Here is a 22642-nt window from a genome sequence, read left to right as displayed (position 1 = left end):
GGAGCGAGCTTGCGAGCCCCGCAGCCGCGAACCAAAGGCCAGCCCAGTGAGCGCGAGGAGCGAGCTTGCGAGCCCCGCAGCCGCGAACCAAAGGCCAGCCCAGTGAGCGGCACGGAGATCCTGGTTGGCTACGACGGCTCCCCCGACGCCGGGCGGGCGTTGGACTGGGCGCTGGACGAGGCTGGCCGCAGCGGGCGGACGGTGCGGCTGGCGTACGTCTTCGAATGGCTGACCGTGGCCCACTGGATCGGGCCTGGGGTGGCGCCCGGCGTCTGGCCGGACGACGGGGCCCGGCAGCGGGTGGAGGAACTGGTCCGGCGGGCGGCTGCGGACGCCGCCCGCCCGGGTCTCACCGTCACCGGCGTCGTGTACGACGGCCCGCCGGCCCTGGTGCTCCAGGAACAGTCTGCCCGGGCCGGCCTGGTGGTGCTCGGAACACGGGGACACGGCGGGTTCGGCGGGCTGCTCGCCGGCTCCACCACGGTGTCGGTCACCGCGCACGCGCACTGCCCGGTGGTGGTGGTGCGCGGCAACACCGCCGCGCGGGGCCGGCACATCGCGGTCGGCGTGGACGCTTCGGAACAGTCGCTGTTGGCGCTGGGCTTCGCGTTCGAGCAGGCCGCAGCCCGGAAGGTACCGCTGCACGTGGTCCGCGCCTGGCACCTGCCGCCGGGGCAACGCCCGCCGGCCGGCCCGGACGCCCGGGCGGCTGCCCGGGCCGATCGGGCCGAGCTGGCCGATCCGCTGGCCCGCTGGGAGCGGGCGTTCCCGAACGTCGACGTGACGGTGGAGGTGGCCGAAGGGAGTTCGGGCGCCCTGATGGTGGCGGCGAGCCGCAACGCCCAGCTCGTCGTGGTTGGCACGCGTGGCCGGGGCGGACTGGCGGGGATGCTGCTCGGGTCGGTCAGCCAGCAGCTGCTGCACCACGCGTATTGCCCGGTCGCGGTCGTCCGCGAGCGCTGACCGCCCGGCCCGCGGGGTCGACGGTCATACGGGAGATCCTGGCGGAACACGAGCCCGGAAGGGGCCTGGATCATCCACGATCTCCGTTGTCGCGCGCGTCACCGGGCCCCGGTCCGACGAGGGCACGAAGGGCGTTGAGGATCACCAGCACGTCGATGCCCTCCTGCAGGAAGGCGCCGGCGATCGGAGGGAGCCGACCGAGCGCGGCCACAGCCATCGCGAGCACGGCGAGGCCCATCCCGACCAGGGCACTCTGCACCGCGATGCGGCGCGCGTACCGGGCGATCTCCACGGCGTCGGCGAGTCGGTCGAGCCGATCGACGGTGAGCACCGCGTCCGCGACGTCGGCCGACGCGGTCGCCCCGGTGGCACCCATCGCAACCCCGACGTGCGCGGTGGCCAGGGCGGGCGCGTCGTTCACCCCGTCGCCGACCATCACGGTCACCGCCCGGTCCGCCTCCGCGCGGACCCGCGCCACCTTCTCGGCGGGTGAGCAGCGGGCCAGCACGTCGTCCACGCCGACGGCCCGCGCGACGTGGCGGGCGGTCTCGGGACGGTCGCCGGTGACCATGACGATCCGGCGCAGTCCCGCCGCCCGCAGCCGACGCACGGTCGTCGGAGCGTCCGGGCGTACCGGATCCTCCAGCAGGATCGCGGCGAGCGGTCCGGCCTCACCGCCGACCCAGACCACCGACCTGCCGGTCCGCTCGGCGCGGGACCGCGCGGTCTCCGCCCAACCGGGCAACGGGCCGTCGAGCTGACCGACCCGGACCTCCCGTCCGTCGACCCGACCCCGCACCCCCCGACCTGGCTCCTCGGTGACGTCCACCGGTTCGGCGAGCGCCAGCCCACGCTCCCGGGCCTGCTCCACCAGGGCCCGGGCGAGCACGTGCGGCGAGAGCTGCTCCACCGATGCGGCGAGCCGGAGCACCTCCTTCCCGTCGACTCCGGGCGCGGTGAGCGTCTCGGCGGCGCGGGGCCGACCCACGGTGAGCGTGCCGGTCTTGTCCAGCAGCAGCGTGGCGGCGCGGCCCAGCATTTCGAGGGAACCGCCGTCGCGGACCAACACGCCGCGCCGGGCGGTCCGGGACAGTCCGGAGACGATCGCGATCGGGGTGGCCAGCAGCAGCGGGCAGGGCGTGGCGACCACCAGCACGGCCACCGCCCGGACGACGTCGCCAGAGAGCAGCCAACCCAGGCCGGCGAGCCCGAGGGTGAACGGGACGAACGCGACGGCGTACCGGTCCGCCAACCGCACCGTCGGCGCCTTGCGGGCGGTGGCCTCCCGCGCCAGCCGGACGATCCCGGCGTACGTGCTGGCCGCCGCGTCCCGCGTCGCGTGTATCCCCACGGCGGCACCGGCGTTGACCACGCCGCTCGCGACCGGTTCGCCCGCCGCACGCTGGACCAGGCGCGACTCGCCGGTCACCACCGACTCGTCGAGCGTGGCCGGGTCGTCGAGCCGACCGTCGACCGGCACCACGTCACCGGGGCCGACCAGCAGCTCGTCCCCCACCGCCACCCGGTCCATCGGAACCATTTCGATGGTCCCGTCCCGAGCCCGCCGGCGCGCGGTACGCGGAGCGCGGGCGAGCAGCGCACGTAGGTCGCGGGTCGCCCTGCCCTGGGCGTACGTCTCCAGCGCCCGTCCGGTCGCCACCATCACCGCGATCACCGCCCCGGCGAGGTACTCGCCGACGGCGAGGGAGCCGGCCAGCGCGAGGACCGCGATGACGTCCACGCCGTACCGCCGGTGGCGCAGGTCACGCAGCATCGCCACGACCGCCGGCACCAGAGCGGCCACCGTGGCGGCCACCCAGAGCAGGTCGCCGGCGCCGGGCCGGCCGGCGAGCCGCAGCGCGGCCCCGACGAGCACCAGCGCGGTGAGGCCGGTCAGCGGCGCCCACAGCAGCAAGCGGCGCCCACGCCCGGGACGCGCCGGCTGCTCCGGTGCGCACTCCCGCGGCTCCGCCCCCACCTGCGGATCGTCTCAGCGCGCCCGGGCCGGGTGGTCCGCATCCGGGAATCGGGCGGGACGAAGGACCCGCCCCGGTCGGGACCTGCGCTCCGTGCGACGGTACCGGTGATGTCGCAGGATGGAGCGGCAACCCAGCCCGGGTCACCGTCGGCATGGGGCACGATGGGCACGAGACGGAAAGGTCGTGAGGATGGGCCAGGAGACGCCGGCGACGAACCGACCGCTGACCACCGCGCTCGCGGAGGCCGCCGCGACCGCCGGTGATGCCCCCTCGGTGCACAACACGCAGCCGTGGCGCTGGCGGGTGCTGCCGGACACGCTGGAGCTACGCGTCGTCCGGGACCGGCAACTCGCGGCCACCGACCCGGAGGGTCGGCTGCTCGCCCTGAGCTGCGGAGCGGCGCTGCACCACGCCCGGGTGGCGCTGGCCGCCGAGGGCTGGCGGACGGTTGTCGAGCGGATGCCCGAGCCCGCCGAGCCGGACCTAGTGGCGCGTCTCACCGAGCCGACCCACATCGGGGCGGATCCGGGCGCGATGCACCTGGTGCAGTGCATGCGGGTCCGCCACACCGACCGGCGGCCGGTCAGCGAGGAACCCGTCCCGACCGCCGCGATCGACGAGATCACCAAGGCGGTCGTCGAAGAGGGTGCCCAGCTCCAGCTACTCGATCATGACCAGGTGCTGGAGCTGGCGGCTGCGGCCTCGCACGCCGCCGCCGTGGCAGCGGAGGATCCGCAGCTGAGCGAGGAGCTGGCGTACTGGACGAGCCGGTCCGGCGCCGCCGGCCTACCGCCGGCGGTGCTGCCGGAGTCGGCGCCGCAGACGACCGTGCCGGCCCGCGACTTCGGCCGCCCCGGGACCCTACCGGTCGGCCCCGGTCACGACCGCGCCGCCGGGTACGCGATGCTCTACGGCGACGAGGACGAGCCGATCGACTGGGTGCGCGCCGGCGAGGCGCTGTCGGCGGGCTGGCTCACCGCGACCCGGCTCGGGGTGTCGGTGGTGCCGTTGAGCGGTGTGGTGGAGGTCCCCGGTACCCGCCAGACGCTGCGCGGGCTGCTGGCTGGCATGGGGCACCCGTACCTCGTCCTGCGTCTGGGGATCGCGGACCCGGCACACGCCGGCCCACCGCACACCCCCCGCCTGGACGTCGCGCAGGTGGTCGACACCTCGGCCGTCCACGGCGCCTGACGGGGGTGGACCCGCTCCGTGGGGTGCCAGGCCGGACGGCAGCCGCGGCCGCCGGGGCCGTCCCAGACCCGCCGGATAACATCGGCCGGTGGCCAGCACCGCACCCATCCCCCGACACGAACCGCAGACGCCCCCTTCACTCGGGTTGACCCCGCTGTCCCGGGTGCGCCTCGACGAGTTGCTCCACGAGATGCTGGACCGGGTCGGCGAGGTGGTCACCAGCCGGGAACGACTGCGTGCGCTGCTCGACGCGGTGGTCGGTATCGGCACCGACCTCGACCTGCGCAGCACGCTGCAACGAATCGTGGAGTCGGCCTGCGAGTTGGCCGACGCCCGGTACGGCGCGCTGGGGGTGATCGGTCGCGACCGGACGTTGCACGACTTCGTCACCCACGGCGTCGACGCCGAGACGCACACGAGGATCGGCGACCTGCCGCACGGCCGCGGCGCGCTCGGCCTCCTCATCGACGATCCACGTCCGGTGCGGATGCCGGACATCACCCAGCACCCGAAGTCGTACGGCTTCCCGCCGCACCACCCGCCGATGCACAGCTTCCTCGGCGTGCCGGTGCGGATCCGCGACCAGGTCTTCGGCAACCTGTACCTCGCCGAGAAGCGGGGAGCCACCGAGTTCAGCGAGGATGACGAGGAGATCGTGGTGGCGCTCGCCGCGGCGGCCGGCGTCGCAATCGAGAACGCGCGCCTCTACGCGCTGGCGCACCGACGGGAACGGTGGCTCGCCGCCACCGCGGAGATCACCACACTGCTGCTCGGCGAGGTCCACCGTACCGACGCGCTGACGCTGGTGGCGCGGCGCGCCCGGGAGGTCGCGGAGGCCGCGCTGGCGCTGGTGCTGCTGTACGACCACGACGCCGACCAGTTCACCGTCGAGGTGGTCGACGGGGCAGGTGAGCAGGCCGACGCACTGGTCGGCACGGTCCTACCCGCCGCGGCGACGAGCTTCGCGACCGTTGTCACCGAGGGCCGGCAGGACCGGGTGGCCGACCTGGCGCACGCCGCCCCCTGGCCGGCGCTGCTGCATACCGGGCCGGCCGTGGTGTCCCCGCTGGCCACCGCCGAAACCCTGCACGGTGTGCTGGTGGTGGCGCACCACGCCGACCACGTCGGCACCAGCGAGGACGACCTGGCGTTGTTGGGCAGTTTCGCCGGGCAGGCCGCGCTGGCCATGGAGCGGGCCCGCGGCCAGGAGGAGCGCGAGCTGCTGGTGGTCCTGGAGGATCGCGAACGCATCGCCCGCGACCTACACGACGTGGTGATCCAGCGGTTGTTCGCCACCGGCCTGCAGTTGCAGAGCACGGTGCCGCTGACCGCGCGCTCGGAGGTCGGGAAGCGGATCAACGCCGCGGTCGATGACCTGGATGCCACGATCAAGGACATCCGACGCACCATCTTCGAGCTGCGCACGCCGATGAGCGCGGCGCTGCGCACCGAGATCCGGGAGGCGGTGGAGGTGGTGACCGAGTCGCTCGGCTTCCGGCCCGCGCTGGAGTTGGCCGGCCCGATCGACAGCGCCGTCCCGGACGAGGTCCGCTCCGATCTGACGGCGGTGCTGCGGGAGGCGCTGTCCAACGCGGTACGCCACGCGCGGGCCCACCGAGTCGCGGTGGCCGTCCGCGTCGACGCCGGTCAGGTCACGGCGACTGTTACCGACAACGGGGTGGGCTGCGACCCGGCCGCCGCCCGGAGTGGTCTGGTCAACCTGCGTGAACGCGCCGAACGCCACGGCGGCACCTTCGAGGTGCAGCCGGTCGCCCCGCACGGCACCCGCCTACACTGGTGTGTGCCGTTGAGGAGCTGACGCCGCGCCCCGCGCCGAGGCACGGTCCGCCCGCGAACGGTATTCCTGGCAGGCATAAATATGCCTCACCGACATACCGGCCAGCCCGAGAACCCTGCACCCCGCCCAAAACCATTGCACCCCAAACCAGAACCACGCACCGGTCGCCCCGCTACGAGAAGTCGGAGGCGTGGGACGCACACCCGGTGGCGGCGCGGCTGTGCCGGGTCAGCGCGGAGGTGGACTCAGCCCGCGGAGGTGGACTCAGCCCCGAGCGCCGAGGCGCTGACACGCAGTGGTTGCCGGGTCACTGGAAGCAGTGGGCCCCGGGGACCCCGGGCCGGTCAGTGGGTCTTGCCGAGCAGGCGGGTGGCGAGTACAGCAGCCTGGGTGCGGCGCTCCAGGCCGAGCTTGGCCAGCACGCTGGAGACATAGTTCTTCACGGTCTTTTCGGCGAGGAACATCTTGCTGGCGATCTCACGGTTGGTGAGGCCCTCGGCCACGTACTCCAGGATCCGCCGCTCCTGATCAGTCAGCGACTGCAGCTCGCGCGGCTGCTCGACGCCGCTGCGGATCCGCTCCAGCACCCGCGTGGTGATCGCCGGGTCGAGCAGCGACTGCCCCGCGGCCACCCGCCGGACCGCGTCGACCAGGTCGGTGCCGCGGATCTGCTTGAGCACGTACCCGGCCGCGCCGGCCATGATCGCCGCGAAGAGTGCCTCGTCGTCCTCGTACGAGGTGAGGATCAGCCCCTTGATCGACGAGTCCACGGCCCGGACGTCACGGCACACGTCGATGCCGTTGCCGTCGGGCAGTCGCGCGTCGAGGATCGCCACGTCAGGGCGCAGCGCCGGGATGCGCCGCGCCGCCTCCTGGGCCAGGCCGGACTCGCCGACCACCTCGATGTCACCGCTGGCGGTGAGCAGGTCGGCGAGGCCACGACGAACGACCTCGTGGTCGTCGAGCAGGAACACGCGAATCATCCCTTCTTTCTACCCTCCCCCGGCCCCCGCCAACACGGGCCGAAGGTCCCGGACCGCTGAGCTGCGGCAGGGGCGGTCTGCCCGGCGGGACGGGACGTCCGGCCCTGCTCGCGGACAGCTGAGGTGCCGCACCGTGGTGGATAGACCCCACCGAGGGCGGCACGAACCGCCGCGGAAGGAGCGACGCCATGGACGCCGGCTACACCGTCGAGCACCTGCGGACCGCCGCGACCGACGCCGTACGGGCGCCCTCGCTGCACAACACCCAGCCGTGGCGATTCCGTTTGCGCGGCGGTGGGATCGAGGTGCAGGTCGACCCGACCCGGCGGCTGCCCGCCACCGACCCGAGCGGGTGGGGTCTCCGCGTCGCCTGTGGGGCGGCCCTGTTCAACCTGCGGCTCGCCCTGGCCACGGCCGGTACGCCGGCGACGGTACGGCTACGCCCGTACCCGGCCGAGCCCGACGTGGTCGCCCGGCTGGTCCCGGACGTACCGCGCCGCCCCACCCCCGCCGAGCAGGCCCTGTACGGGGCCATCCCCCGCCGGTTCAGCAACCGCGCCCCGTTCTGGCCCGACCCGGTCCCGGCGGACGCCCGGTGGCGGCTGGCTGAGGCGGCCCGGGCCGAGGCGTGCTGGCTGGAGCTGCTGATCGGGGTGAGCGCGGTGAACGCGTTCGCCGAGATCGCTCACAGTGCACACCGGGTGCTGGAGCGCGACCCGGCCTACCGCGCCGAGCGCGAGGAGTGGGTCCGGACGACCGAGCACGCGCCGGACGGGATACCGGCGGCGGCCGGCGGACCGCAGAACGAGCCGCAGGACCTGCTGCCGTCGCGCGGTTTCGGCGGTCGGGACCGGGCTCCCGGGCGGGACTTCGAGCCGGAGCCACTTGTCGCGGTGCTCGGCTCGACCGGTAACACCGCTGTCGACCAGGTGGTTGCCGGGCAGGCACTGCAGCGGGTGCTGCTCACCGCCACCGACGCGGGCCTCGCGGTGTCGATGCTGTCCCAGCCGATCGAGGTACCGACCGCCCGCGAGCAGTTGCGGCTGTCGCTGGGCCGGTTCGGCACCCCGCAGATGGTGATGCGGATCGGTTTCGGCCAGCCCGGCTGGCCCACCCCGCGCCGTCCGGTCGACGACGTGCTCGATCTACCCGTCTCACTGGCGTGACGACGCATCCCGGGGCGGGCCGACGGTCGGGGACCGGGCCGGGCCGACGATCGGGAGCCCCCGGGGCGGCCGGGCCTCAGGCCAACGACCGGGGCCCGGTGCCGGCCTTGGCCGGCGCGGTCAGCACGCGGCCAGCAGCGCCGCCTCGCGGGCCGGGTCGATGCCGACCGGGGCACGTCGCGGGCGACCGGCCCGGGGGCGGCACCGCGCCGACCGCCCGCAGCCAGGTCCACGTGTCGGTGACGGTGTCAGCCACCGGGCAGCAGGTCAGGCCGGTGGCGTACGCGCGGCCGACGTCGCGCTCCTGTAGCCAGCGGTACGGGTGCCCGACCGGAATCCAGATCGGCAGGCTATCCAGGGTTCCACACCGGCGGCGAGAATCGCCTCGGGGTCGGTCCAACACAGCCGGGCGTCGGCCCTGGTGACGGCGACGCAGGCGGCCAGCAGACCGCCCATGGCGGTGTGTCCGGTGCGGCTGACCACGTTGTACGTCCCGCCGGGTACTGCCGGATCGAGCAGGAAGCCGGCGAGGTCGCGCGCGTCGACGTACTGCACGGGCAGGTCGGTCGGGCCCGGCGCCAGCACGTGCGACCCGGTGCAGCCACCAGGGCCGCCGGCCGATGTCCTCGCCGGGGCCGAGGATCAAACCGGCACGGGCGATCAGGGTGCGCTCCCCGTACACCTCCCGTACCGCCCGCTCGGCGCCGGCCTTGTTGGCCGGGTAGTCGGCGTCGTCCGCGTCCGGCGCGGCGTCGACGACGGGCGCGTCCTCGGCCGATCCGGGCTCCACCGGCTCGGCGTAGACGGAGCCGCTCGAGACGAGGGTGAGTTCGTTCGCCGCGGCGGCTAGCCTGTGTACATGACGGCGGCGGTGTCCTGGAGCGACCACGATGGCTGACGCAGACGACGTCCGCCGCCTGGTGCTGGCGCTGCCGCACGTGGTCGAAGTCGACAGTGACGGCTTCGACTTCCGGGGCGCCGACAAGGGGTTCGTCTGGTCCTACCCGGAGCGCGGACCGGGCTCGCCTCGCCGTATCCGGACCGACGTCGCCGTGCTGTACGTCGGCGACGAGGCGGAGAAGCAGGCGCTGCTCCTCGGCGAGCCCGAGGTCTTCTTCACCACACCCGCGTACGACGGACTTCCCCTGGTCATGCTGCGGTTGGCGCAGGTCGACGTCGATCGCCTGACGGAACTCGTCACTGACGCGTGGCGCATGCGCGCCCCGGATTCACTCGTTGACGACCTCGTTGACGGCACCGACCGGTCCGAGCCGGGCGGAGCCGGGCGGCAGCTCCGGTAGCACCCGGCGGAGCGGGGTGCAGCTGGATGGTGCCGGCGTCTCCGGTGCCGAACTCGATCAACCTTTCGGTGCCGCCGGCCGGGCTCACGTCGACGGCCCGCGTCACTCGGGTGGCGGCGTGCCATCCTGTCGCAGGTGGGCGATGGCGGCTTCGACATTGCCCGCCATCTGGGTCAAGACCCGGATGGTTTCCTGGTACCGCTCCGGGGTCAGACCGTTGAGGACGACGGCTCGAGCGCGCTCCACCCGTCGCGAGAGTTCGACGTGGATCGCCGCGCCGGCCGGAGACAGCGCCACCGCGCCGCCGGAATCCTCGACCCAGCCCCGCGCGGCGAGGCTCGTCAGGACGCGCCCCGGGCCCGGCTGGCCGTCGGCCCAGAACGGGGTCAGGGCCCGCTCCAGCTCGGAGCGGGTGCACGAGCCCCGCGCCAGCGTGTTGAGCACTTGCCAGCCCCTACGTTCGGTGGCCAGGTCGGACAGGACCAGGGCGACGTGGGTCTCGAGCAGGTTGTGAAGATGCTGGAGCCAGTATCCGAGCGGCTTGGGCGTGCCCATCAGACCCCCAACTACATGTACTATGACATGAACTTGTCGAAGATTATGCATGAGGTGATCGTGACGGACAAGGCCACCCAGATAGCCGCCATCGAGGCCGCGCTCGTGGCGCTCAGGAGGGCACAGCGGCGCCGCGCCCTGGCGGGCCTGTCGCGCCGCCGCGGCGGGCGGGCCGACGACCTCACGAACCTGCCTGACGCCGTGTTCGAGTTCCTCGACGTGCTGGCGGCGGCCACCGAACGCGGTGACAACCTCACCGTCACCGACGTCGCCACCCAACTCGACGTGGACCAGCCACGCGCCAGCCGACTCGCCGGCCTGGCGCTGCGGGCCGCGCTGATCCGCCGCGCCGCCGACCAACGTGACGGACGCCGTTCGTTGCTCGTCCTCACCGCCGGCGGCGAGGACGTGATCGCCCGCATCCACGACTTTCGCAGACGGGTTGTCGCCGAGGTGACCAACGACTGGAGCGACGACGACCGCGCGGCGCTGGCCCACCTGTTGCCGCGCTTCGTCGCCGGCTTCGGGGCACTCACCAGGTTGGACCGCTCCGCAAGCCGATCCGCTGACGAAAAGGCCTAGTACTGCAACGGCGGGTCGTGACTTATGGCGGTTTGAGTCGTTTGCGGTAGTGGGCGGCTCGGGCTTGTTCCTGGCGGCGACGGCGGAAGTCGGACCAGCGCAGGATGTGGTCGGCTCGACGGCGGGTGGTCAGGACGAGGTGGGCGAACAGGCGGCGGATTTCGTTGCTGCTCAGCGGGATCTGGCTGCGCTCGTTTGCGGTGGTGCCCCCTTTGCGGCTTCGAGGGCGCGGGTGACGACGAGGAACGCGGCGGCGGCCATCGCGAGGGTGATGTGGGCGTACCAGGCGTCGTAGCGGCGGACCTGGTACTGGTCCAGGCCGACCTCGTTCTTCGCGGTCTGGAACGATTCCTCCACCGACCAACGGCTACCGGCGACCCGCACCAGGTCGCGTAGTCGGGTGCCGCGGGGGCCGAAGCAGACGTAGTAGGCGATGTCGCCGGGATCCGTGATCGAGCGTCGGGCCAGGACCCAGCCGCGGCGGCCGTGGGCAAAGGTGCGGCGGATCGGCAGCCGAGCCCAGTCGTAGCGGCGCGGCCCGTGCGCGCCGTCACCACACGACAGTCGTTGCCACGCGCCCGCACGCACCCTGCCGATCAGCTCGTCGACACCGGTGGTGGTGTGCAGCCCGGAGGGCACCCGATCGTCGCGTCGGGTGGCCATCACGTACGCGATGTCCCGATCCTCCAACCAGCCCCGCAGGCCAGGGTTCTGCCCGTAGGCCTCATCGGCCGTGAACCACGAAAACGGCACCCCCGCGGTGACCGCCCGCTCCAGCATGGCCTGCGCCTGCTGCGGCTTGGTCGCGAACCCGACGGCGTCCGGGATCGCCGAGCGCCGGCACCGGTCCCGATCACCGGTCCACGACTTGGGCAGGTACAACTCCCGATCGATCAACGCCCGACCCCGCGGCGTGGCGTAGCACAGGAACGTGCCGATCTGGCAGTTCTCGGTCTTGCCCGCCGTACCCGAATACTGCCGTTGGACCCCCGCCGACGCACGGCCCTTCTTGACGAACCCCGTCTCGTCAGCGATGAGCACCCCGGCCGCATCGCCGATCTGGTCCACCACGTAATCGCGCACGTCATCGCGGACCGCGTCCCGATCCCACGCCGCGCTGCACAACATGCCCTGCAACCCGTCCGGCGACACATGCCCAGCCTGCTCCGCGAGGGTCCAGCCGTTACGCCGCTCCAACGGTGCCAGTAGCCCCCGCACATACGCCCATGCCCGCCGCCGCGGCTCCACCCGCTCAAACCGATGCGCGAACCGGAAGAACAACTCCTCCAACCCGGCATCCCACGACCCGACCACCCGCGCATCCACCACAACCAACCAACGAATGATCAGCACCCGAAGCCACGACCCGCCGTTGCAGTACTAGGCGGCCCGCACGCGAGCGGCCTGACGGATCAGGTGGTCGCGCTCGACCAGGTTCGTGGCACGGTCGGCGGCCTCGGCGTACGCCGTGGCGGCGGCGGGCAGGTCGCCGTCGAACCCATGCAGGTACCCGCGCACGGCGTACCACCGGTGCCGCCCGCCGACCACCTCGCGCAGCCGGTCCGTCTCGCGTAGTCCGGCGGCGGCACCGAAGACGTGGCCGACCGCGACCGCGCGACCGAGCACCACGGCGGGTCTTGGCGCACCGGGTTTCCGATCAGCACGACGAGGTCGTCGTACCAGGCGAGGATCTGCGGCCGGAGCGTGGCTGCGACGGGGGACGGCGGCCCAGCACTGGCACGTGTAGCCGTTGTGGTGGGCGATACTGGGTTTGAACCAGTGACCTCTTCCGTGTCAAGGAAGCGCGCTCCCACTGCGCCAATCGCCCGGGATAGCCACCCTGCCCGGGGATGAGGTGGGATGGTCGCGAGCGGACGACGGGATTCGAACCCGCGACCCTCACCTTGGCAAGGTGATGCGCTACCAGCTGCGCTACGTCCGCGTGCCACCGGACCGCTCCGGCAACGACATCACCCTACCCGACGACAAGATCGCCCGGCCGGGCACCCCACTCACGGTGGGTTGCGCAGCGAGCCGGTGGGGTACAGAGCACGGTCGACAGCACACCACATCCGACGAAGGAGGCTGTCGTGGGTATCCCGGCGCTCTGACCGGTTTCCCACGCCATGCCGGATGTGCCGGCCACCCGCCGGCGGGTGGCCGGCACATCCGCGCCGGGCGGCCGCCCGCCGAGCCGTCGCGACGACGCGCGGGCGCTACCCGTCAGGAGGCCGTGGTGACGAAGATGTCGCCGCTGGTGCTCGCCGCCTCGATCCGCAGGGCGGAGTTGCCGCCCGCGGTCTGACTGACCGGCAGGTCACTGCGGGCCGCACCGCTACGGCTGGACAACTCGACGCGGGCGGTGACCCCCGCGCGAACACCGACGCGGATGGAACCCGGCCCGGTCCGGACCTGGATCCGACCGGCGGCCGCCTCGGCGATGGCGATCCGGTTGGCCCCGGTGGTCAGGGTGAGGTCCGCCTCGACGGTGCCGATGTTCACCGTGCCACTGCCGGTCGTGAGCCGGGCGCCGCCGCCGGCGACGCGGCCGATCTCGACGTTGCCCTGCCCGATCCGGGCGTCGAGCCGACCGGCGCTCTCGGCAAGCCGCAGCGGCCCGTCCCCGCACCGAATCTTGACCTTGCCGTCGACCTGGTCGGCGGTCAGGCCGCCGCCGCTCGACTGAACCTCGAGCGAGCCAGCCCGCCCGCTGACGGTGAAATGGGCGTCACCGCCGGTCAGCTGGACCGTCGAGCCGGGTCGGGCCTGGACGACGACCCGCACCGGCACCGGCCGCCGGCGAGGCGGCTGCACGACCAGTCGCCCGCGGGTGAAGTGGACGGTCGTGCCACGCAGCAGATCGGCGACGGCGTCGGCTGGGGCGTCTGCGGACAGCGGTGACACCGCGACGGACACCGCGACGGTGTCCACCAGCTCTACCAGCGCCTCACCGGCACCGAGATGGACCTGAATGTCGGCCGGGTCGGGACAGTTGAACGATTCGGTGCGGACGGTGGAGTCGATGTCGGCCATGGCGGACCCTTCCTTCGATCGGGGCGGCGCACGGGCACCGCGTGTCGGTGGGACGGTGTTCTGCGGTCAGCCGACGATCCAGCCGCTGACCCGGCTGCGGATCAGACCGGACCGCCGGCCCGGCGGCGCCAGCGACTCCTGCACGGACCGGACGAGCCAGGTGTTGAGCGAGACCCCCTGGGCGGAGGCGGCCGCCTCCGCCCGACTTTTCAGCGCCTCCGGCAGCCGGAGGGTCACCCGGCTGCTCTCCCCGGCGCGTCCGGCGCCGGGGGCTCGGGGGCGGGTTCCTCGACCGCGGCCAGTTCGGTGACGACGGCCGAGACGTCGCGGCCGTCGAGCCGAACCTCCACGACCGGCCCCGCCAGCCGATCGGTGACCTCGGCGGCAAGGTCGGACAGGGCAGTGAGCAGCGCCAGCCGGGCGGCGGGCTCGAGCGCGGCGGCCAGCAGTGCGGCGATGCGGCGGGTCTCGTCGTCCCCGACCCCCGCCGCGCGGTTCAGGGCGGTGTCGAGGTCGGCGAGGTATGGAGCGAGGTTCATGACACCATGATGACGTCATGCCATCTTTCAGTCAAGGATTTCTGACGTCATAATGACGTCACTGGTGACTCCACTCGACGTGGGGAGGCGGTCGGACCGTCGCCGGTCCGACCGCCTCCCCACGTCCTGGCGCGCTCAGGCTCGGACGGGAGTCTGCAGCTCCGACGTGACCGGAGCGTCCCAGTCGATGCGGTACCGCTGCTCGGGGCCGAGGGTCTTCTCCGGGTTGAGGAAGGTCCTCAGCGCGAGCGGCATCATGATCCGCATCATCGTCTTGGCGAACGGGCCGACCGTCTTGCTGTTCGTGGTCCGTTTCCCGCGCAGAATGATCTTCTCCACCCGCTCCCGGCGCAGCTTCTCGTATGCGGCGAACGCGCCCGGCAGGTCGTCGAAGTCCCGCAGGCAGCGGGCCACCTGGATGGCACTCTCGGCGGCCATCGAGGCACCCTGCCCGGAGGAGGGCGACGGGGCGTGGACCGCGTCGCCGACCAACACCATCCGACCCCGGTACCAGCGCGGGACAGGCGGCATGCTCTCGATCGATCCGATCGCGACCAGGGCGTCCGGGTTGGTGTGCTCCACCACCTGCCGGGCCGGCACGTCGTCGGCGAAGGTGGTGCGCAACTCGCGCAGCCACTGGGCCGCCGAGATCTCGTTGGCCTTGGCGTACGTCATCGGGCGGTTGTCCGGCACGTTGGCAAACCAGGCCGTCCGGCCGTCAGGCTGCACCCAGTAGCCGAAGAAGGCCTTCTTGCCGAAGACGAAGTACATCGAGTCCGCATCCGCCTCCGGTACCGCGTATTCCGCGGCCGCACCGAAGTTGAGCAACGGCATCACCGCGGGCCGCGGCGCGTCCGGGTCGACCAGCGTCCGCACCCGTGAGCGCACGCCGTCACACCCGACCAGCACGTCCCCGGTGGCGGTGGTGCCGTCCTCGAAACGGGCGACGACGCCGTCCGCGGTCTCCTCGGCGTCCACCAGACGCTTGCCGTACTCGATGCGCAGGCCCTGCGCCTCGGCCTGCTCGTGCAGCACCCGGGACAGCTCGTCACGCCACAGCCCGAGCGTGGTCGGCTGGACCGAGACGTGCGGGAACTCGCCGATGCGCACGCCGTAGCCGTCACTGACCACGGTGCGGTTCATCGGCAGGCCGATGCCCCGGACGGCATCGTCGGCACCCACCAGGCGCATGGCCGCAACCCCGTTGGGCGCGAGCGTCAGGGTGACACCGATGCCGTCGGCCATCGATGGATATGCCTCGTACAGCGTCGCCTCGATGCCGGCCTTGCGCAGCGCCATCGCGGCCACCGGGCCGGCAACGCCACCCCCGACGACCAGCGCCCTCTTTGCGGCTGTCATGTACGACTCCCAATGGTCTCCGGCCAGGACTTCACACAACCCGGCGTGGTGGGCAACTGGATCAGGTGCGTGACTCCATATTGACGTCATCACTGACGTCAGTCAAGCAGGCTAGACGTCATCATGACGTCGAAATCTCGCACGTCAGGACGGAGCCGCCTCCCGACGTGCCGCCCTCGTCACGGTCGTCCCATCCGACTCGCCATGGCCTCCTGCCACGACTTCACGTAGCCCGGCGCGGCGAGCGACTGGATCAGGTCGGCGACGAAGGCACTCTCCGCCTCCATCACCGCGAGCGCGTACCGCTCCTCGACGAGGAAGTACCAGTCGACACCCTGGGCAAGGGCGTCGTCGGTGGCGACGCGACTCTCGTCGATCTTGATGGCCAGCGCCGCCAGCCTCTTCCGGAGCACCTCGACGGCATCGTCGGGCGGAAGCAGACTCAGCAGCGACAGCGCGACGGCGAAGTGCGGATACTCCTCCCGCGGCTGCGCCAGCAGCGCACGCAGCCAGTCATGGAACTCCTGGCTACCCTCGTCGGTGATCTCGTACACCGTGCGTTCCGGCCGCTGGCCATCGCGCACCGTCTCCCGCTCGACGATGAAGCCCACCCTCGTGAGCTGCTCGACCACCATGTAGAGCGAACTCCGCGTGTACTTGACGTGGCGGTCCTTGCCGCTCTGCCGGAGTCGGCGCCCCAACTCGTAGGGGTGCATCGGCTCCAGGAGCAGCCAGGCGAGCACGGCCAGCGCCAACGGGTTGGGCACTCGACGTCGCTCCATCGGGCACTCCTAAAAGGTCGATATCGACTATCCAGGATCAACCATTCGATGTCAACCATTCGTAGTTGCCAGGATGCGGACAGTGATCCGCAGCCTCACGGACGCGAGCCGACGGTGACTCGACGCGGATGCCGGGCCCGCCGAACCGCCGGCAACCCGCGAGCCCGGGTCCAGCGGCGCTCGATCCGGGCGCGACACCGCTACCCGAGGCTGGGGCCCGACCGCCCACAGCCGGAGGTGACCTCCCATGGTGGACACGACCAGGTCCTCCGCCGCGGCCGCCGTCGCGCCGCACCGCACCGCACCGACCGACCGCCTGTTCACCAGTGGCTGGTTCCGCAGCCTGTTCGTCGCCGAGCTCTGGGAACGCTTCGGCTTCTACGGCATGCAGGCCATCCTGGTGCTGTACGCGGTCGCCCCGACCGACCAGGGTGGACTCGGCCTGAGCCCGGGCAGCGGCGCCGCACTGTTCGGGGCGTTCATCGGCATCACGTTCATGTTCGCGCTGCCCGGCGGCTGGTTCGCCGACCGGGTGCTGGGCCAACAGCGCGCGCTGGTGACCGGACTCGCCCTGATCTCCCTCGGCTGCTTCAGCCTTGCCCTGCCGCCGTCCCCGCTGTCCCTGCTCGGCCTGCTCTTCGTCTCCGCCGGTTTCGGGCTGTTCAAGCCCAACCACCAGGCGCTGGTCAACATGCTCGCCGGCACCCGGGGCGGCGCGAGGCGACGCTGGCCGCGTTCTTCGTCGGTATCCAGGCGATCGGCCTGCTCGCACCGTTGGTGATCGGCGCGCTCGGTGAGCGGGTGAGCTGGCGGCTCGCCTTCGCCACCATCGGCGCGGTCGTCGCGGTCGGCGTGCTGACCACGGCCGTCGGACGGCGTGCCCTCGGCAGCACGGGCGCGCGGCGGGCCCGCCCGCTGTCGCCGGCCGAACGCCGGAGGCTGCTGCACCGACTGGTCCCGATCGCCGGCATGCTCGTCCTGCTGCTGATCGTCGGCCTGAGCGCCGGTGTGGTCCCGCCGCAGGCCGCGCTCGGCATCGTCGGCCTGCTGCTCATCGCCGCGCCGTGGGGCGCGTACCGGCGGCTGCGCCGCAACCCGGAGCTGACCGGCGACGACCGGTGGCGGCTGTCGGTGATGCTCCGGCTGATGTTGGCCGCGACCGTCTTCTGGCTGCTGGCTGGTCAGGACGGTTCCGTGCTGACGCTGTTCGCCAAGGAGCCGACCGACCGCACCGTCTTCGGCTTCACCTTCCCGGCTAGTTGGTTGCAGGGCGCCACCCCGCTGTTCATGCTGCTGGTCGCGCCATTGATCGCCTGGCAGCTCACCCGGCTCGGCGCACGGGTCGCCGTACCCGACAAGTTCGCCTTCGGTCTCCTGCTGGCCGGAGTCAGCTTCCTGCTGATGACCGTGGCGGCGGCGCTCGCGGCCGGGGGCGACCGGGTGTCCCCGCTCTGGCTGCTCTCGGTCTACCTGCTGCACGCCCTGGGCGAGATCGTGGTGGCCGCGGTCAGCATCAGCGCCATCGCCGACCTCGTCCCGCGGGCCTTCCTCGGCCAGGCGATCGGCGTCTACTGGTTGTTCGCCGCGCTGGGTGGCGGCCTGAGCGCCCAGGTGGCGGCGCTGATCGACGTGCTCTCGGGGCCGGTCTACTACGTCTCGCTCGCCGTGGTCGCGCTGGCGATCGGCGCCCTGTTCCTGGCCTTCCGCCGCCGGCTGAATGCGCCGTTCGTCGACGACGCACCCCAGCCCGCGCCGCCGACGCCGCCCGCGCCACGGGTCGCCCGCCCGGCGGGTCAGCAATGACGCAGCGGCCGTCCACCGGGACTCCACGACGTCTCGACGGCCGGCCGACAACCTTGAGCCGGCCCGGACCGGGCCGGCCGGGCACGGAAGGGGTCAGTGGTGACGACAATCGATCTCGACGACGTACGGCGGCTGCTGCGCGAGAGCGCCGGCGTGGACGAGTCGGTCGACCTCGACGGCGACGTCGGCGACCGAGAGTTCCAGGAGTTGGGCTACGACTCGCTCGCGGTGCTGGAGCTGACCGCCCGCATCGAGCACGAGTCCGGGGTGAAGGTCCGCGAGGACGACGTGCCGGACCTGACCACCCCGGCCCGCCTCGTCGACTACGTGAACCGGCACGCGGTGGTGTCGTGACGGGGCCCGGACGGCCGATCGGCCCCGTACCGGGTGTCTCGACGTGATGCCACTTCTGGTGGCGGTCGCGCTGGTGGCCAACGGCGTGGCGGTCGGTGTGATGGTCTCCACAGTCATCGGGCTGGCACCGATGAGCCTGGCCGTGCCGTACCAGACCTACGTCGGGACCGTGCAGTTCCTCTGGAGACGCTACGACCCGCTCATGCCGGCGCTCAACGCGACCGCCTGTGCCCTGGTCCTGGTACTCGTCGCCACCGTCGACGACAGCGCCGCTCGGGCGCTGTTCGGCACCGCCGGCGCCCTGCTGGTGCTGGTGATGGTGATCTCGGTGGTGAAGAACGTGCCGATCAACCGGTACGTGATGTCGCTCGACCCGCGACGCCCGCCCGCCGACTGGGCGCGGACCGACCCGCGGGTCCGCTGGCGGAACTGGAACCTGCTGCGCACGACGCTGGCCGTGCTGGCGTTCGCCGTGAACGTGAGTGCCGTGGCGGTGCTGCTCGGCGCCGCCGCGAGCCCCTGAAACCCCAGGAAGGAGACACCATGGACGTTGCCGGGAAGAAAGTGCTGGTGACCGGCGGCAGCCGGGGCATCGGACGGGCGATCGTGCTGTCCTTCGCCCGCGCCGGAGCCGACGTCGTGACCTGCTACCGGACGGAGAGCGAGGTGGTCGGCAGCCTCGTCGAGGAACTCAAGGCCACCCCCGGCACCCACCAGGTGGTCCGGGCCGACATCACCAACGCCGCGGACGTCGCCGCGCTCGTCGAGGAGGCCCGGCTGCGGTTCGGGCGCCTCGACGCGGTGGTCAACAACGCGGGCGTGATCAGTCACGTGCCGTTCGCCGAGCTGCCGCCGGACGAGTGGCGGTCCGTCATCGACAACAACCTCACCGCCGCGGCCCGGGTGACCCAGGCGGCGCTGCCGCTGCTCGGCGCGGGCTCCTCGGTGGTCAACGTTGGCTCCCGGGTGGCGACCGTCGGCATTCCGCTGCGCGCCCACTACACCGCCGCCAAGTTCGGGCTGATCGGACTCACCCGATCGCTGGCCAAGGAGCTGGGACCGCAGGGCATCCGGGTGAACGTGGTGGCTCCCGGCCCGGTGCAGACCGAGACGGACACCCCGCCGGCGGTGCTGGAACGGTACAAGAACCTGATCCCGCTGGGCCGGCTCGGCGAGGCCGACGAGATCGCCGCGGTGGTTCGGTTCCTGGCCAGTGACAGCGCGAGCTTCGTCAGCGGCGAGACCATCAACGTCGACGGGGGGATCTGATGGCCGCCGGGGACGGCTCGGAGGTCTTCCGGGTCATGCTGCGCATGACCATCCACCCCGGCATGGAGCGGGAGTTCGAGCAGACCTGGCACCGGGTCGGCAGCGCGATCGTCCAGCACCCGGCGAACCTCGGCCACTGGTTGTCCCGCAGCACCGAGGAGGAGTCGGTCTACTACGTGGTCAGTGACTGGGTCGACGAGCCGCGCTTCCGCGAGTTCGAGCACAGCGACGCGCACGTGGAGCACCGCACCAAGCTGCACCCGTACCGCTCCGGCGGGTCGATGACGACCATGCGCGTCGTGTACGGGATGACCGGCGCGGCGGCGGCCCGGTGACCCGGGTACCGGCCGCCCGACCCAGCACCACGGACGAAGGGGAGGCACCGACGTGGGTTCGCTCGCCGCGAAACGGATCCTGATCACGGGCGGCACGCGCGGCATCGGCCGGACCACCGCGCTTGCCGCCGCGCGGGCCGGAGCCCGCCTGGTGACCTGCTACGGCCACGACCGCGAGCACGCCGAGGAGTTCGCCCGGGAACTGGAGAAGGAGGGCGCCGGCCACCGGGTCGTGCAGGCCGACGTCACCGACGAGCGGGACGTGTCCCGGCTGGCGGAGGTCTGTCGGGAGACGCTCGGCGGGCTGGACGCCGTGGTGAACAACGCTGGTGTCGACGGCCGTGCCTCGCTGCAGGAGTTGACGGCCGAGGAGTGGGCGCGGGTCGTCGACATCAACCTGACCGCCGCGTTCCTGGTGACGAAGGCCATGCTGCCGTTGGTCGTCGAGGGCGGCTCGATCGTTCTCGTCGGTGCGTCGGCGGCGCTACGCGGTCGGCCGCACAGCGCGCACTACGCGGCGTCGAAGTCGGCGCTGGTCGGGCTGACCCGTTCACTGGCGCGCGAGGTCGGCGACCGGGGAGTCCGGGTCAACACGGTGGCCCGGGGGTCATCGTCACCGAACCCGGCGGCGGACCGCCGCCACCGGTCGCCGAGCTGATCAAGGGCATGACCGCGCTGCGCCGGCTCGGTGAAGCCGACGAGGTGGCGGGGCCGGTGCTCTTCCTCGTCGGTGACGAGTCCCGCTACGTCAGCGGGAGCATCCTGCACGTGGACGGAGGAATCTGATGCCATACGCCGCCATCACCTACCAGGTCAAGCAGGGGCACGAGGAGGAGATCGCCGAGATCTTCGCGAACTTCCGGCGGGTGGACTCGCCGGTGCTGCGGGACGACGACGGCAGCGAGGTCGGCGAACTGCTCGGCACCGCCGTGTTCATTCAGGGCGAGCTCATGGTACGGGTCATCCACTACCGGGGGGACTTCGCCGCGATCGGCCGGCACATGGCCAAGCAGCAGGGGGTGCACCTGTTGGAGGGCAAGCTCGCCCCGTACCTGGCCGAGCAGCGGGACACGAAGACGACCGAGGGCTTCCAGACGTACTTCCGCAACGCCACGATGCGCTGCATCTCGCAGCTGTCGCGGGACGACTACGTGGCCCCACAGCCGCGCTGACCGCGCGCCGACGCGGCGGACCGGGATCCTCCGGTCCGCCGCGTTCGGGTTCGCGTCCGGATCGGCCGGCCCCGACCGATCTGCTCAGCTCGCGAGGCGGAGCCGCACGGCGTCCTCGACGGCCATCTCGTCGACGAAGCCGGTGGTGTGCTTGGCGGCCCGAAACACCGGGTGCGCCACCACCTGGCGGAGGAAGTCGCGGGTGGTGTGCACGCCGCAGCCGGCCACCCGGAACTCGGCCAGCGCCCGGTCGACCCGCTCGATGGCCTGGCGCCGGTCCGGGGCCCAGACGGTGACCTTGGCCAACAGCGGATCGTAGTCGGCGGTGACCCGGAAGCCGGGAAAGCCGTGTGTGTCCACCCGGACGAACGGTCCGCTCGGTGGCAGGAACTCGTCGAGCAACCCCGGCGTGGGCAGGAAGCCCCGCTCCGGGTCCTCCGCGTTGACCCGGACCTCGATGGAGACGCCCCGGGGCCGCACGTCCTCCTGGGTCACCGACAGTCCGTACCCGGCCGCGACCCGCAGTTGCTCGCGTACCAGGTCGATGCCGGTCACCTGCTCGGTGACCGGATGCTCCACCTGGATCCGGCAGTTGACCTCCATGAAGACGAACTCGCCGTCGTCGCCGACCAGGAACTCGTAGGTGCCGGCGCCGGCGTAGCGCACCTCCCGGGCCGCGTGCACCGCCGCCGACCGGATCCGGTCGGCCAGTTCCCCGGGCAGGCCGGGCGCGGGGGTCTCCTCCACCAGCTTCTGGCGGCGCCGCTGCACCGAACAGTCGCGCTCCCCCAAATGGATGACGCCGCCGGCCCCGTCGCCGAGCAGCTGCACCTCGACGTGCCGGGCGTTCCCCAGGAACTTTTCCAGATAGAGGCGAGGGTCGTTGAAGGTGGCCTGGGCCACCACCCGCAGCCGAACCCACGAGCGGCCGAACTCGCGCGGATCCCGCACGACCGTCATCCCCCGGCCGCCGCCACCCGCCGTCGCCTTGATGATCACCGGGTAACCGATCAGGGCAGCAGTCTCACGCGCCTCCTCCAGCGAGGCGGGTGAGCGGGAACTACCGGGCAGCACCGGCAGGCCGGCCGCGCGGGCGATCTCGCGGGCCTGCGCCTTGTCCCCGAGACGGCGCAGCAGCGCGGCCGGCGGGCCGACGAAGGTCAGCCCGTTGGCCGCGCAGATCTCGGCGAAGTCCGGGTCCTCGGAGAGGAAACCGTAGCCGGGGTGCACCGCCTCGGCGCCGTTCTGCAGGGCCGCGGTGACGATCGCGGCGGGATTCAGGTAGCTGAGCCGGGCCGCGGACGGTCCGATCCGGACGCACTTGTCGGCGTACCGGGCCACCGCCGAGTCACGGTCGCTGTCGGAGCAGACCGCGATGGTCCGGATGCCGAGTTCCCGGCAGGTCCGGGCGACCCGGAGGGCGATCTCGCCCCGGTTCGCGATCAGCACGGTGGAGAACACGTGTCCTACCTCCTGGT

The 22642-nt window shown here is 72.3% G+C and carries 24 protein-coding genes, 2 tRNA genes and 2 pseudogenes; 14 read left to right on the top strand and 14 right to left on the bottom strand.

Going from position 1 to position 22642, the window contains the following annotated elements; all coding sequences use genetic code 11:
- The first annotated feature begins 102 nt into the window (after positions 1-102).
- Positions 103-963 (top strand): universal stress protein, encoded by an 861-nt coding sequence (locus QTQ03_RS00915; RefSeq protein WP_289276261.1) that lies wholly within the window; start codon positions 103-105, stop codon positions 961-963.
- A gap of 70 nt (positions 964-1033) precedes the next feature.
- On the opposite strand, the gene QTQ03_RS00910 is transcribed toward QTQ03_RS00915, so the two are convergent.
- A complete protein-coding gene (locus tag QTQ03_RS00910; protein WP_289276260.1) occupies positions 1034-2941 on the bottom strand; it encodes a heavy metal translocating P-type ATPase in 1908 nt (635 codons plus the stop codon).
- Positions 2942-3131: 190 nt separating this feature from the next.
- On the opposite strand from QTQ03_RS00910, the gene QTQ03_RS00905 reads away from it, so the two are divergent.
- Together QTQ03_RS00905 and QTQ03_RS00900 are read left to right on the top strand one after the other, a co-directional pair.
- The gene (locus QTQ03_RS00905) at positions 3132-4133 is read left to right on the top strand and encodes an Acg family FMN-binding oxidoreductase (protein WP_502889671.1); all 1002 of its coding nucleotides are present in this window, start codon (positions 3132-3134) and stop codon (positions 4131-4133) included.
- A 145-nt stretch (positions 4134-4278) separates the two neighbouring features.
- On the top strand, positions 4279-5952 hold the full coding sequence (locus tag QTQ03_RS00900; RefSeq protein WP_502889831.1) for a sensor histidine kinase: 1674 nt from the start codon (positions 4279-4281) through the stop codon (positions 5950-5952).
- Positions 5953-6275: 323 nt separating this feature from the next.
- On the opposite strand, the gene QTQ03_RS00895 is transcribed toward QTQ03_RS00900, so the two are convergent.
- Positions 6276-6914, bottom strand: coding sequence for a response regulator (locus tag QTQ03_RS00895; RefSeq protein ID WP_289276258.1), 639 nt, complete (start codon positions 6912-6914; stop codon positions 6276-6278).
- A gap of 188 nt (positions 6915-7102) precedes the next feature.
- Here QTQ03_RS00895 and QTQ03_RS00890 point away from each other — a divergent pair, with 188 nt between their 5' ends.
- A complete protein-coding gene (locus tag QTQ03_RS00890; protein ID WP_289276257.1) occupies positions 7103-8080 on the top strand; it encodes an Acg family FMN-binding oxidoreductase in 978 nt (325 codons plus the stop codon).
- A 120-nt stretch (positions 8081-8200) separates the two neighbouring features.
- Here the strand turns inward: QTQ03_RS00890 and QTQ03_RS00885 are convergent.
- Positions 8201-8903 (bottom strand): annotated as a pseudogene (locus tag QTQ03_RS00885) (Rossmann-fold NAD(P)-binding domain-containing protein); the annotation flags it as partial.
- Between the two features lie 67 nt (positions 8904-8970).
- Between QTQ03_RS00885 and QTQ03_RS00880 the strand changes: the two are divergent.
- Positions 8971-9381: an MmcQ/YjbR family DNA-binding protein gene (locus QTQ03_RS00880; protein WP_289276256.1), complete on the top strand. Its 411-nt coding sequence runs from the start codon at positions 8971-8973 to the stop codon at positions 9379-9381.
- A 102-nt stretch (positions 9382-9483) separates the two neighbouring features.
- Here the strand turns inward: QTQ03_RS00880 and QTQ03_RS00875 are convergent, their stop codons facing one another.
- The gene (locus QTQ03_RS00875) at positions 9484-9936 is read right to left on the bottom strand and encodes a MarR family winged helix-turn-helix transcriptional regulator (protein ID WP_289276255.1); all 453 of its coding nucleotides are present in this window, start codon (positions 9934-9936) and stop codon (positions 9484-9486) included.
- A gap of 27 nt (positions 9937-9963) precedes the next feature.
- Between QTQ03_RS00875 and QTQ03_RS00870 the strand changes: the two genes are divergently transcribed.
- Entirely contained in the window at positions 9964-10518 is a 555-nt protein-coding gene (locus QTQ03_RS00870; RefSeq protein WP_289276254.1) for a MarR family winged helix-turn-helix transcriptional regulator, read from the top strand.
- Between the two features lie 171 nt (positions 10519-10689).
- On the opposite strand, the gene QTQ03_RS00865 is transcribed toward QTQ03_RS00870, so the two are convergent.
- The 9 genes from QTQ03_RS00865 to QTQ03_RS00825 all read right to left on the bottom strand — a co-directional run bounded on the left by QTQ03_RS00865 (position 10690) and on the right by QTQ03_RS00825 (position 16231).
- Positions 10690-11832: an IS701 family transposase gene (locus QTQ03_RS00865; protein WP_289279559.1), complete on the bottom strand. Its 1143-nt coding sequence runs from the start codon at positions 11830-11832 to the stop codon at positions 10690-10692.
- Between the two features lie 66 nt (positions 11833-11898).
- A complete protein-coding gene (locus QTQ03_RS00860) occupies positions 11899-12147 on the bottom strand; it encodes a hypothetical protein (protein WP_289276253.1) in 249 nt (82 codons plus the stop codon).
- A 124-nt stretch (positions 12148-12271) separates the two neighbouring features.
- Positions 12272-12346 (bottom strand) — tRNA-Val (locus QTQ03_RS00855).
- Between the two features lie 41 nt (positions 12347-12387).
- Positions 12388-12460 (bottom strand) — tRNA-Gly (locus QTQ03_RS00850).
- 281 nt (positions 12461-12741) lie between these two features.
- The gene (locus QTQ03_RS00845; protein ID WP_289276252.1) at positions 12742-13551 is read right to left on the bottom strand and encodes a DUF4097 family beta strand repeat-containing protein; all 810 of its coding nucleotides are present in this window, start codon (positions 13549-13551) and stop codon (positions 12742-12744) included.
- A 66-nt stretch (positions 13552-13617) separates the two neighbouring features.
- The gene (locus tag QTQ03_RS00840) at positions 13618-13788 is read right to left on the bottom strand and encodes a toxin-antitoxin system HicB family antitoxin (RefSeq protein ID WP_289276251.1); all 171 of its coding nucleotides are present in this window, start codon (positions 13786-13788) and stop codon (positions 13618-13620) included.
- Complete coding sequence (locus QTQ03_RS00835; RefSeq protein ID WP_289276250.1) at positions 13785-14090, bottom strand: hypothetical protein; 306 nt, start codon at positions 14088-14090, stop codon at positions 13785-13787. The genes QTQ03_RS00840 and QTQ03_RS00835 overlap by 4 nt, the downstream gene beginning before the upstream one ends.
- Before the next feature lie 135 nt (positions 14091-14225).
- Positions 14226-15449: an FAD-dependent monooxygenase gene (locus tag QTQ03_RS00830; protein WP_289276249.1), complete on the bottom strand. Its 1224-nt coding sequence runs from the start codon at positions 15447-15449 to the stop codon at positions 14226-14228.
- A gap of 179 nt (positions 15450-15628) precedes the next feature.
- On the bottom strand, positions 15629-16231 hold the full coding sequence (locus tag QTQ03_RS00825; protein WP_289276248.1) for a PadR family transcriptional regulator: 603 nt from the start codon (positions 16229-16231) through the stop codon (positions 15629-15631).
- 247 nt (positions 16232-16478) lie between these two features.
- On the opposite strand from QTQ03_RS00825, the gene QTQ03_RS00820 reads away from it, so the two are divergent.
- From QTQ03_RS00820 to QTQ03_RS00780, 8 genes and pseudogenes are all read left to right on the top strand, one after another.
- Positions 16479-17012 carry an MFS transporter gene (locus QTQ03_RS00820; RefSeq protein WP_289280615.1) on the top strand — a complete coding sequence of 178 codons (534 nt, stop codon included), beginning with the start codon at positions 16479-16481 and terminating at the stop codon, positions 17010-17012.
- The gene (locus QTQ03_RS00815) at positions 16958-18034 is read left to right on the top strand and encodes an oligopeptide:H+ symporter (protein ID WP_289280614.1); all 1077 of its coding nucleotides are present in this window, start codon (positions 16958-16960) and stop codon (positions 18032-18034) included. The genes QTQ03_RS00820 and QTQ03_RS00815 overlap by 55 nt, the downstream gene beginning before the upstream one ends.
- A gap of 99 nt (positions 18035-18133) precedes the next feature.
- The gene (locus tag QTQ03_RS00810; protein WP_289276247.1) at positions 18134-18388 is read left to right on the top strand and encodes an acyl carrier protein; all 255 of its coding nucleotides are present in this window, start codon (positions 18134-18136) and stop codon (positions 18386-18388) included.
- A gap of 46 nt (positions 18389-18434) precedes the next feature.
- Positions 18435-18911, top strand: coding sequence for an anthrone oxygenase family protein (locus QTQ03_RS00805; RefSeq protein WP_289276246.1), 477 nt, complete (start codon positions 18435-18437; stop codon positions 18909-18911).
- Positions 18912-18931: 20 nt separating this feature from the next.
- Positions 18932-19657, top strand: a complete 726-nt coding sequence (locus QTQ03_RS00800; protein ID WP_289276245.1) for an SDR family NAD(P)-dependent oxidoreductase — start codon at positions 18932-18934, stop codon at positions 19655-19657.
- Positions 19657-19992 (top strand): antibiotic biosynthesis monooxygenase family protein, encoded by a 336-nt coding sequence (locus QTQ03_RS00795; RefSeq protein WP_289276244.1) that lies wholly within the window; start codon positions 19657-19659, stop codon positions 19990-19992. Before QTQ03_RS00800 ends, QTQ03_RS00795 begins: the two co-directional genes overlap by 1 nt.
- A 52-nt stretch (positions 19993-20044) precedes the next feature.
- A pseudogene (locus QTQ03_RS00790) lies at positions 20045-20778 on the top strand (SDR family NAD(P)-dependent oxidoreductase).
- Entirely contained in the window at positions 20778-21164 is a 387-nt protein-coding gene (locus tag QTQ03_RS00780) for a SchA/CurD-like domain-containing protein (protein ID WP_289276242.1), read from the top strand. The pseudogene QTQ03_RS00790 and the gene QTQ03_RS00780 overlap by 1 nt, the downstream one beginning before the upstream one ends.
- A gap of 84 nt (positions 21165-21248) precedes the next feature.
- Here QTQ03_RS00780 and QTQ03_RS00775 read toward each other — a convergent pair whose 3' ends face one another.
- The gene (locus QTQ03_RS00775) at positions 21249-22625 is read right to left on the bottom strand and encodes an acetyl-CoA carboxylase biotin carboxylase subunit (protein WP_289276241.1); all 1377 of its coding nucleotides are present in this window, start codon (positions 22623-22625) and stop codon (positions 21249-21251) included.
- Between the last annotated feature and the right edge of the window lie 17 nt (positions 22626-22642).

Origin of the sequence: Micromonospora sp. WMMA1363, assembly GCF_030345795.1 — a bacterium.
Lineage (GTDB): Bacteria > Actinomycetota > Actinomycetes > Mycobacteriales > Micromonosporaceae > Micromonospora.
The sequence above is the reverse complement of the archived record's forward strand: the minus strand, read 5'-3'. Positions and strand labels throughout refer to the sequence as shown.

What these genes read in the sequence shown, in the direction of transcription:
- QTQ03_RS00905 (WP_502889671.1), top strand. Translation starts at nt 3,132, where the DNA reads ATGGGCCAGGAGACGCCGGCGACGAACCGACCGCTGACCACCGCGCTC.
- QTQ03_RS00895 (WP_289276258.1), bottom strand. Translation starts at nt 6,914, where the DNA reads ATGATTCGCGTGTTCCTGCTCGACGACCACGAGGTCGTTCGTCGTGGC.
- QTQ03_RS00890 (WP_289276257.1), top strand. Translation starts at nt 7,103, where the DNA reads ATGGACGCCGGCTACACCGTCGAGCACCTGCGGACCGCCGCGACCGAC.
- QTQ03_RS00880 (WP_289276256.1), top strand. Translation starts at nt 8,971, where the DNA reads ATGGCTGACGCAGACGACGTCCGCCGCCTGGTGCTGGCGCTGCCGCAC.
- QTQ03_RS00875 (WP_289276255.1), bottom strand. Translation starts at nt 9,936, where the DNA reads ATGGGCACGCCCAAGCCGCTCGGATACTGGCTCCAGCATCTTCACAAC.
- QTQ03_RS00870 (WP_289276254.1), top strand. Translation starts at nt 9,964, where the DNA reads ATGAACTTGTCGAAGATTATGCATGAGGTGATCGTGACGGACAAGGCC.
- QTQ03_RS00845 (WP_289276252.1), bottom strand. Translation starts at nt 13,551, where the DNA reads ATGGCCGACATCGACTCCACCGTCCGCACCGAATCGTTCAACTGTCCC.
- QTQ03_RS00835 (WP_289276250.1), bottom strand. Translation starts at nt 14,090, where the DNA reads ATGAACCTCGCTCCATACCTCGCCGACCTCGACACCGCCCTGAACCGC.
- QTQ03_RS00830 (WP_289276249.1), bottom strand. Translation starts at nt 15,449, where the DNA reads ATGACAGCCGCAAAGAGGGCGCTGGTCGTCGGGGGTGGCGTTGCCGGC.
- QTQ03_RS00825 (WP_289276248.1), bottom strand. Translation starts at nt 16,231, where the DNA reads ATGGAGCGACGTCGAGTGCCCAACCCGTTGGCGCTGGCCGTGCTCGCC.
- QTQ03_RS00820 (WP_289280615.1), top strand. Translation starts at nt 16,479, where the DNA reads ATGGTGGACACGACCAGGTCCTCCGCCGCGGCCGCCGTCGCGCCGCAC.
- QTQ03_RS00805 (WP_289276246.1), top strand. Translation starts at nt 18,435, where the DNA reads ATGCCACTTCTGGTGGCGGTCGCGCTGGTGGCCAACGGCGTGGCGGTC.
- QTQ03_RS00800 (WP_289276245.1), top strand. Translation starts at nt 18,932, where the DNA reads ATGGACGTTGCCGGGAAGAAAGTGCTGGTGACCGGCGGCAGCCGGGGC.
- QTQ03_RS00795 (WP_289276244.1), top strand. Translation starts at nt 19,657, where the DNA reads ATGGCCGCCGGGGACGGCTCGGAGGTCTTCCGGGTCATGCTGCGCATG.
- QTQ03_RS00780 (WP_289276242.1), top strand. Translation starts at nt 20,778, where the DNA reads ATGCCATACGCCGCCATCACCTACCAGGTCAAGCAGGGGCACGAGGAG.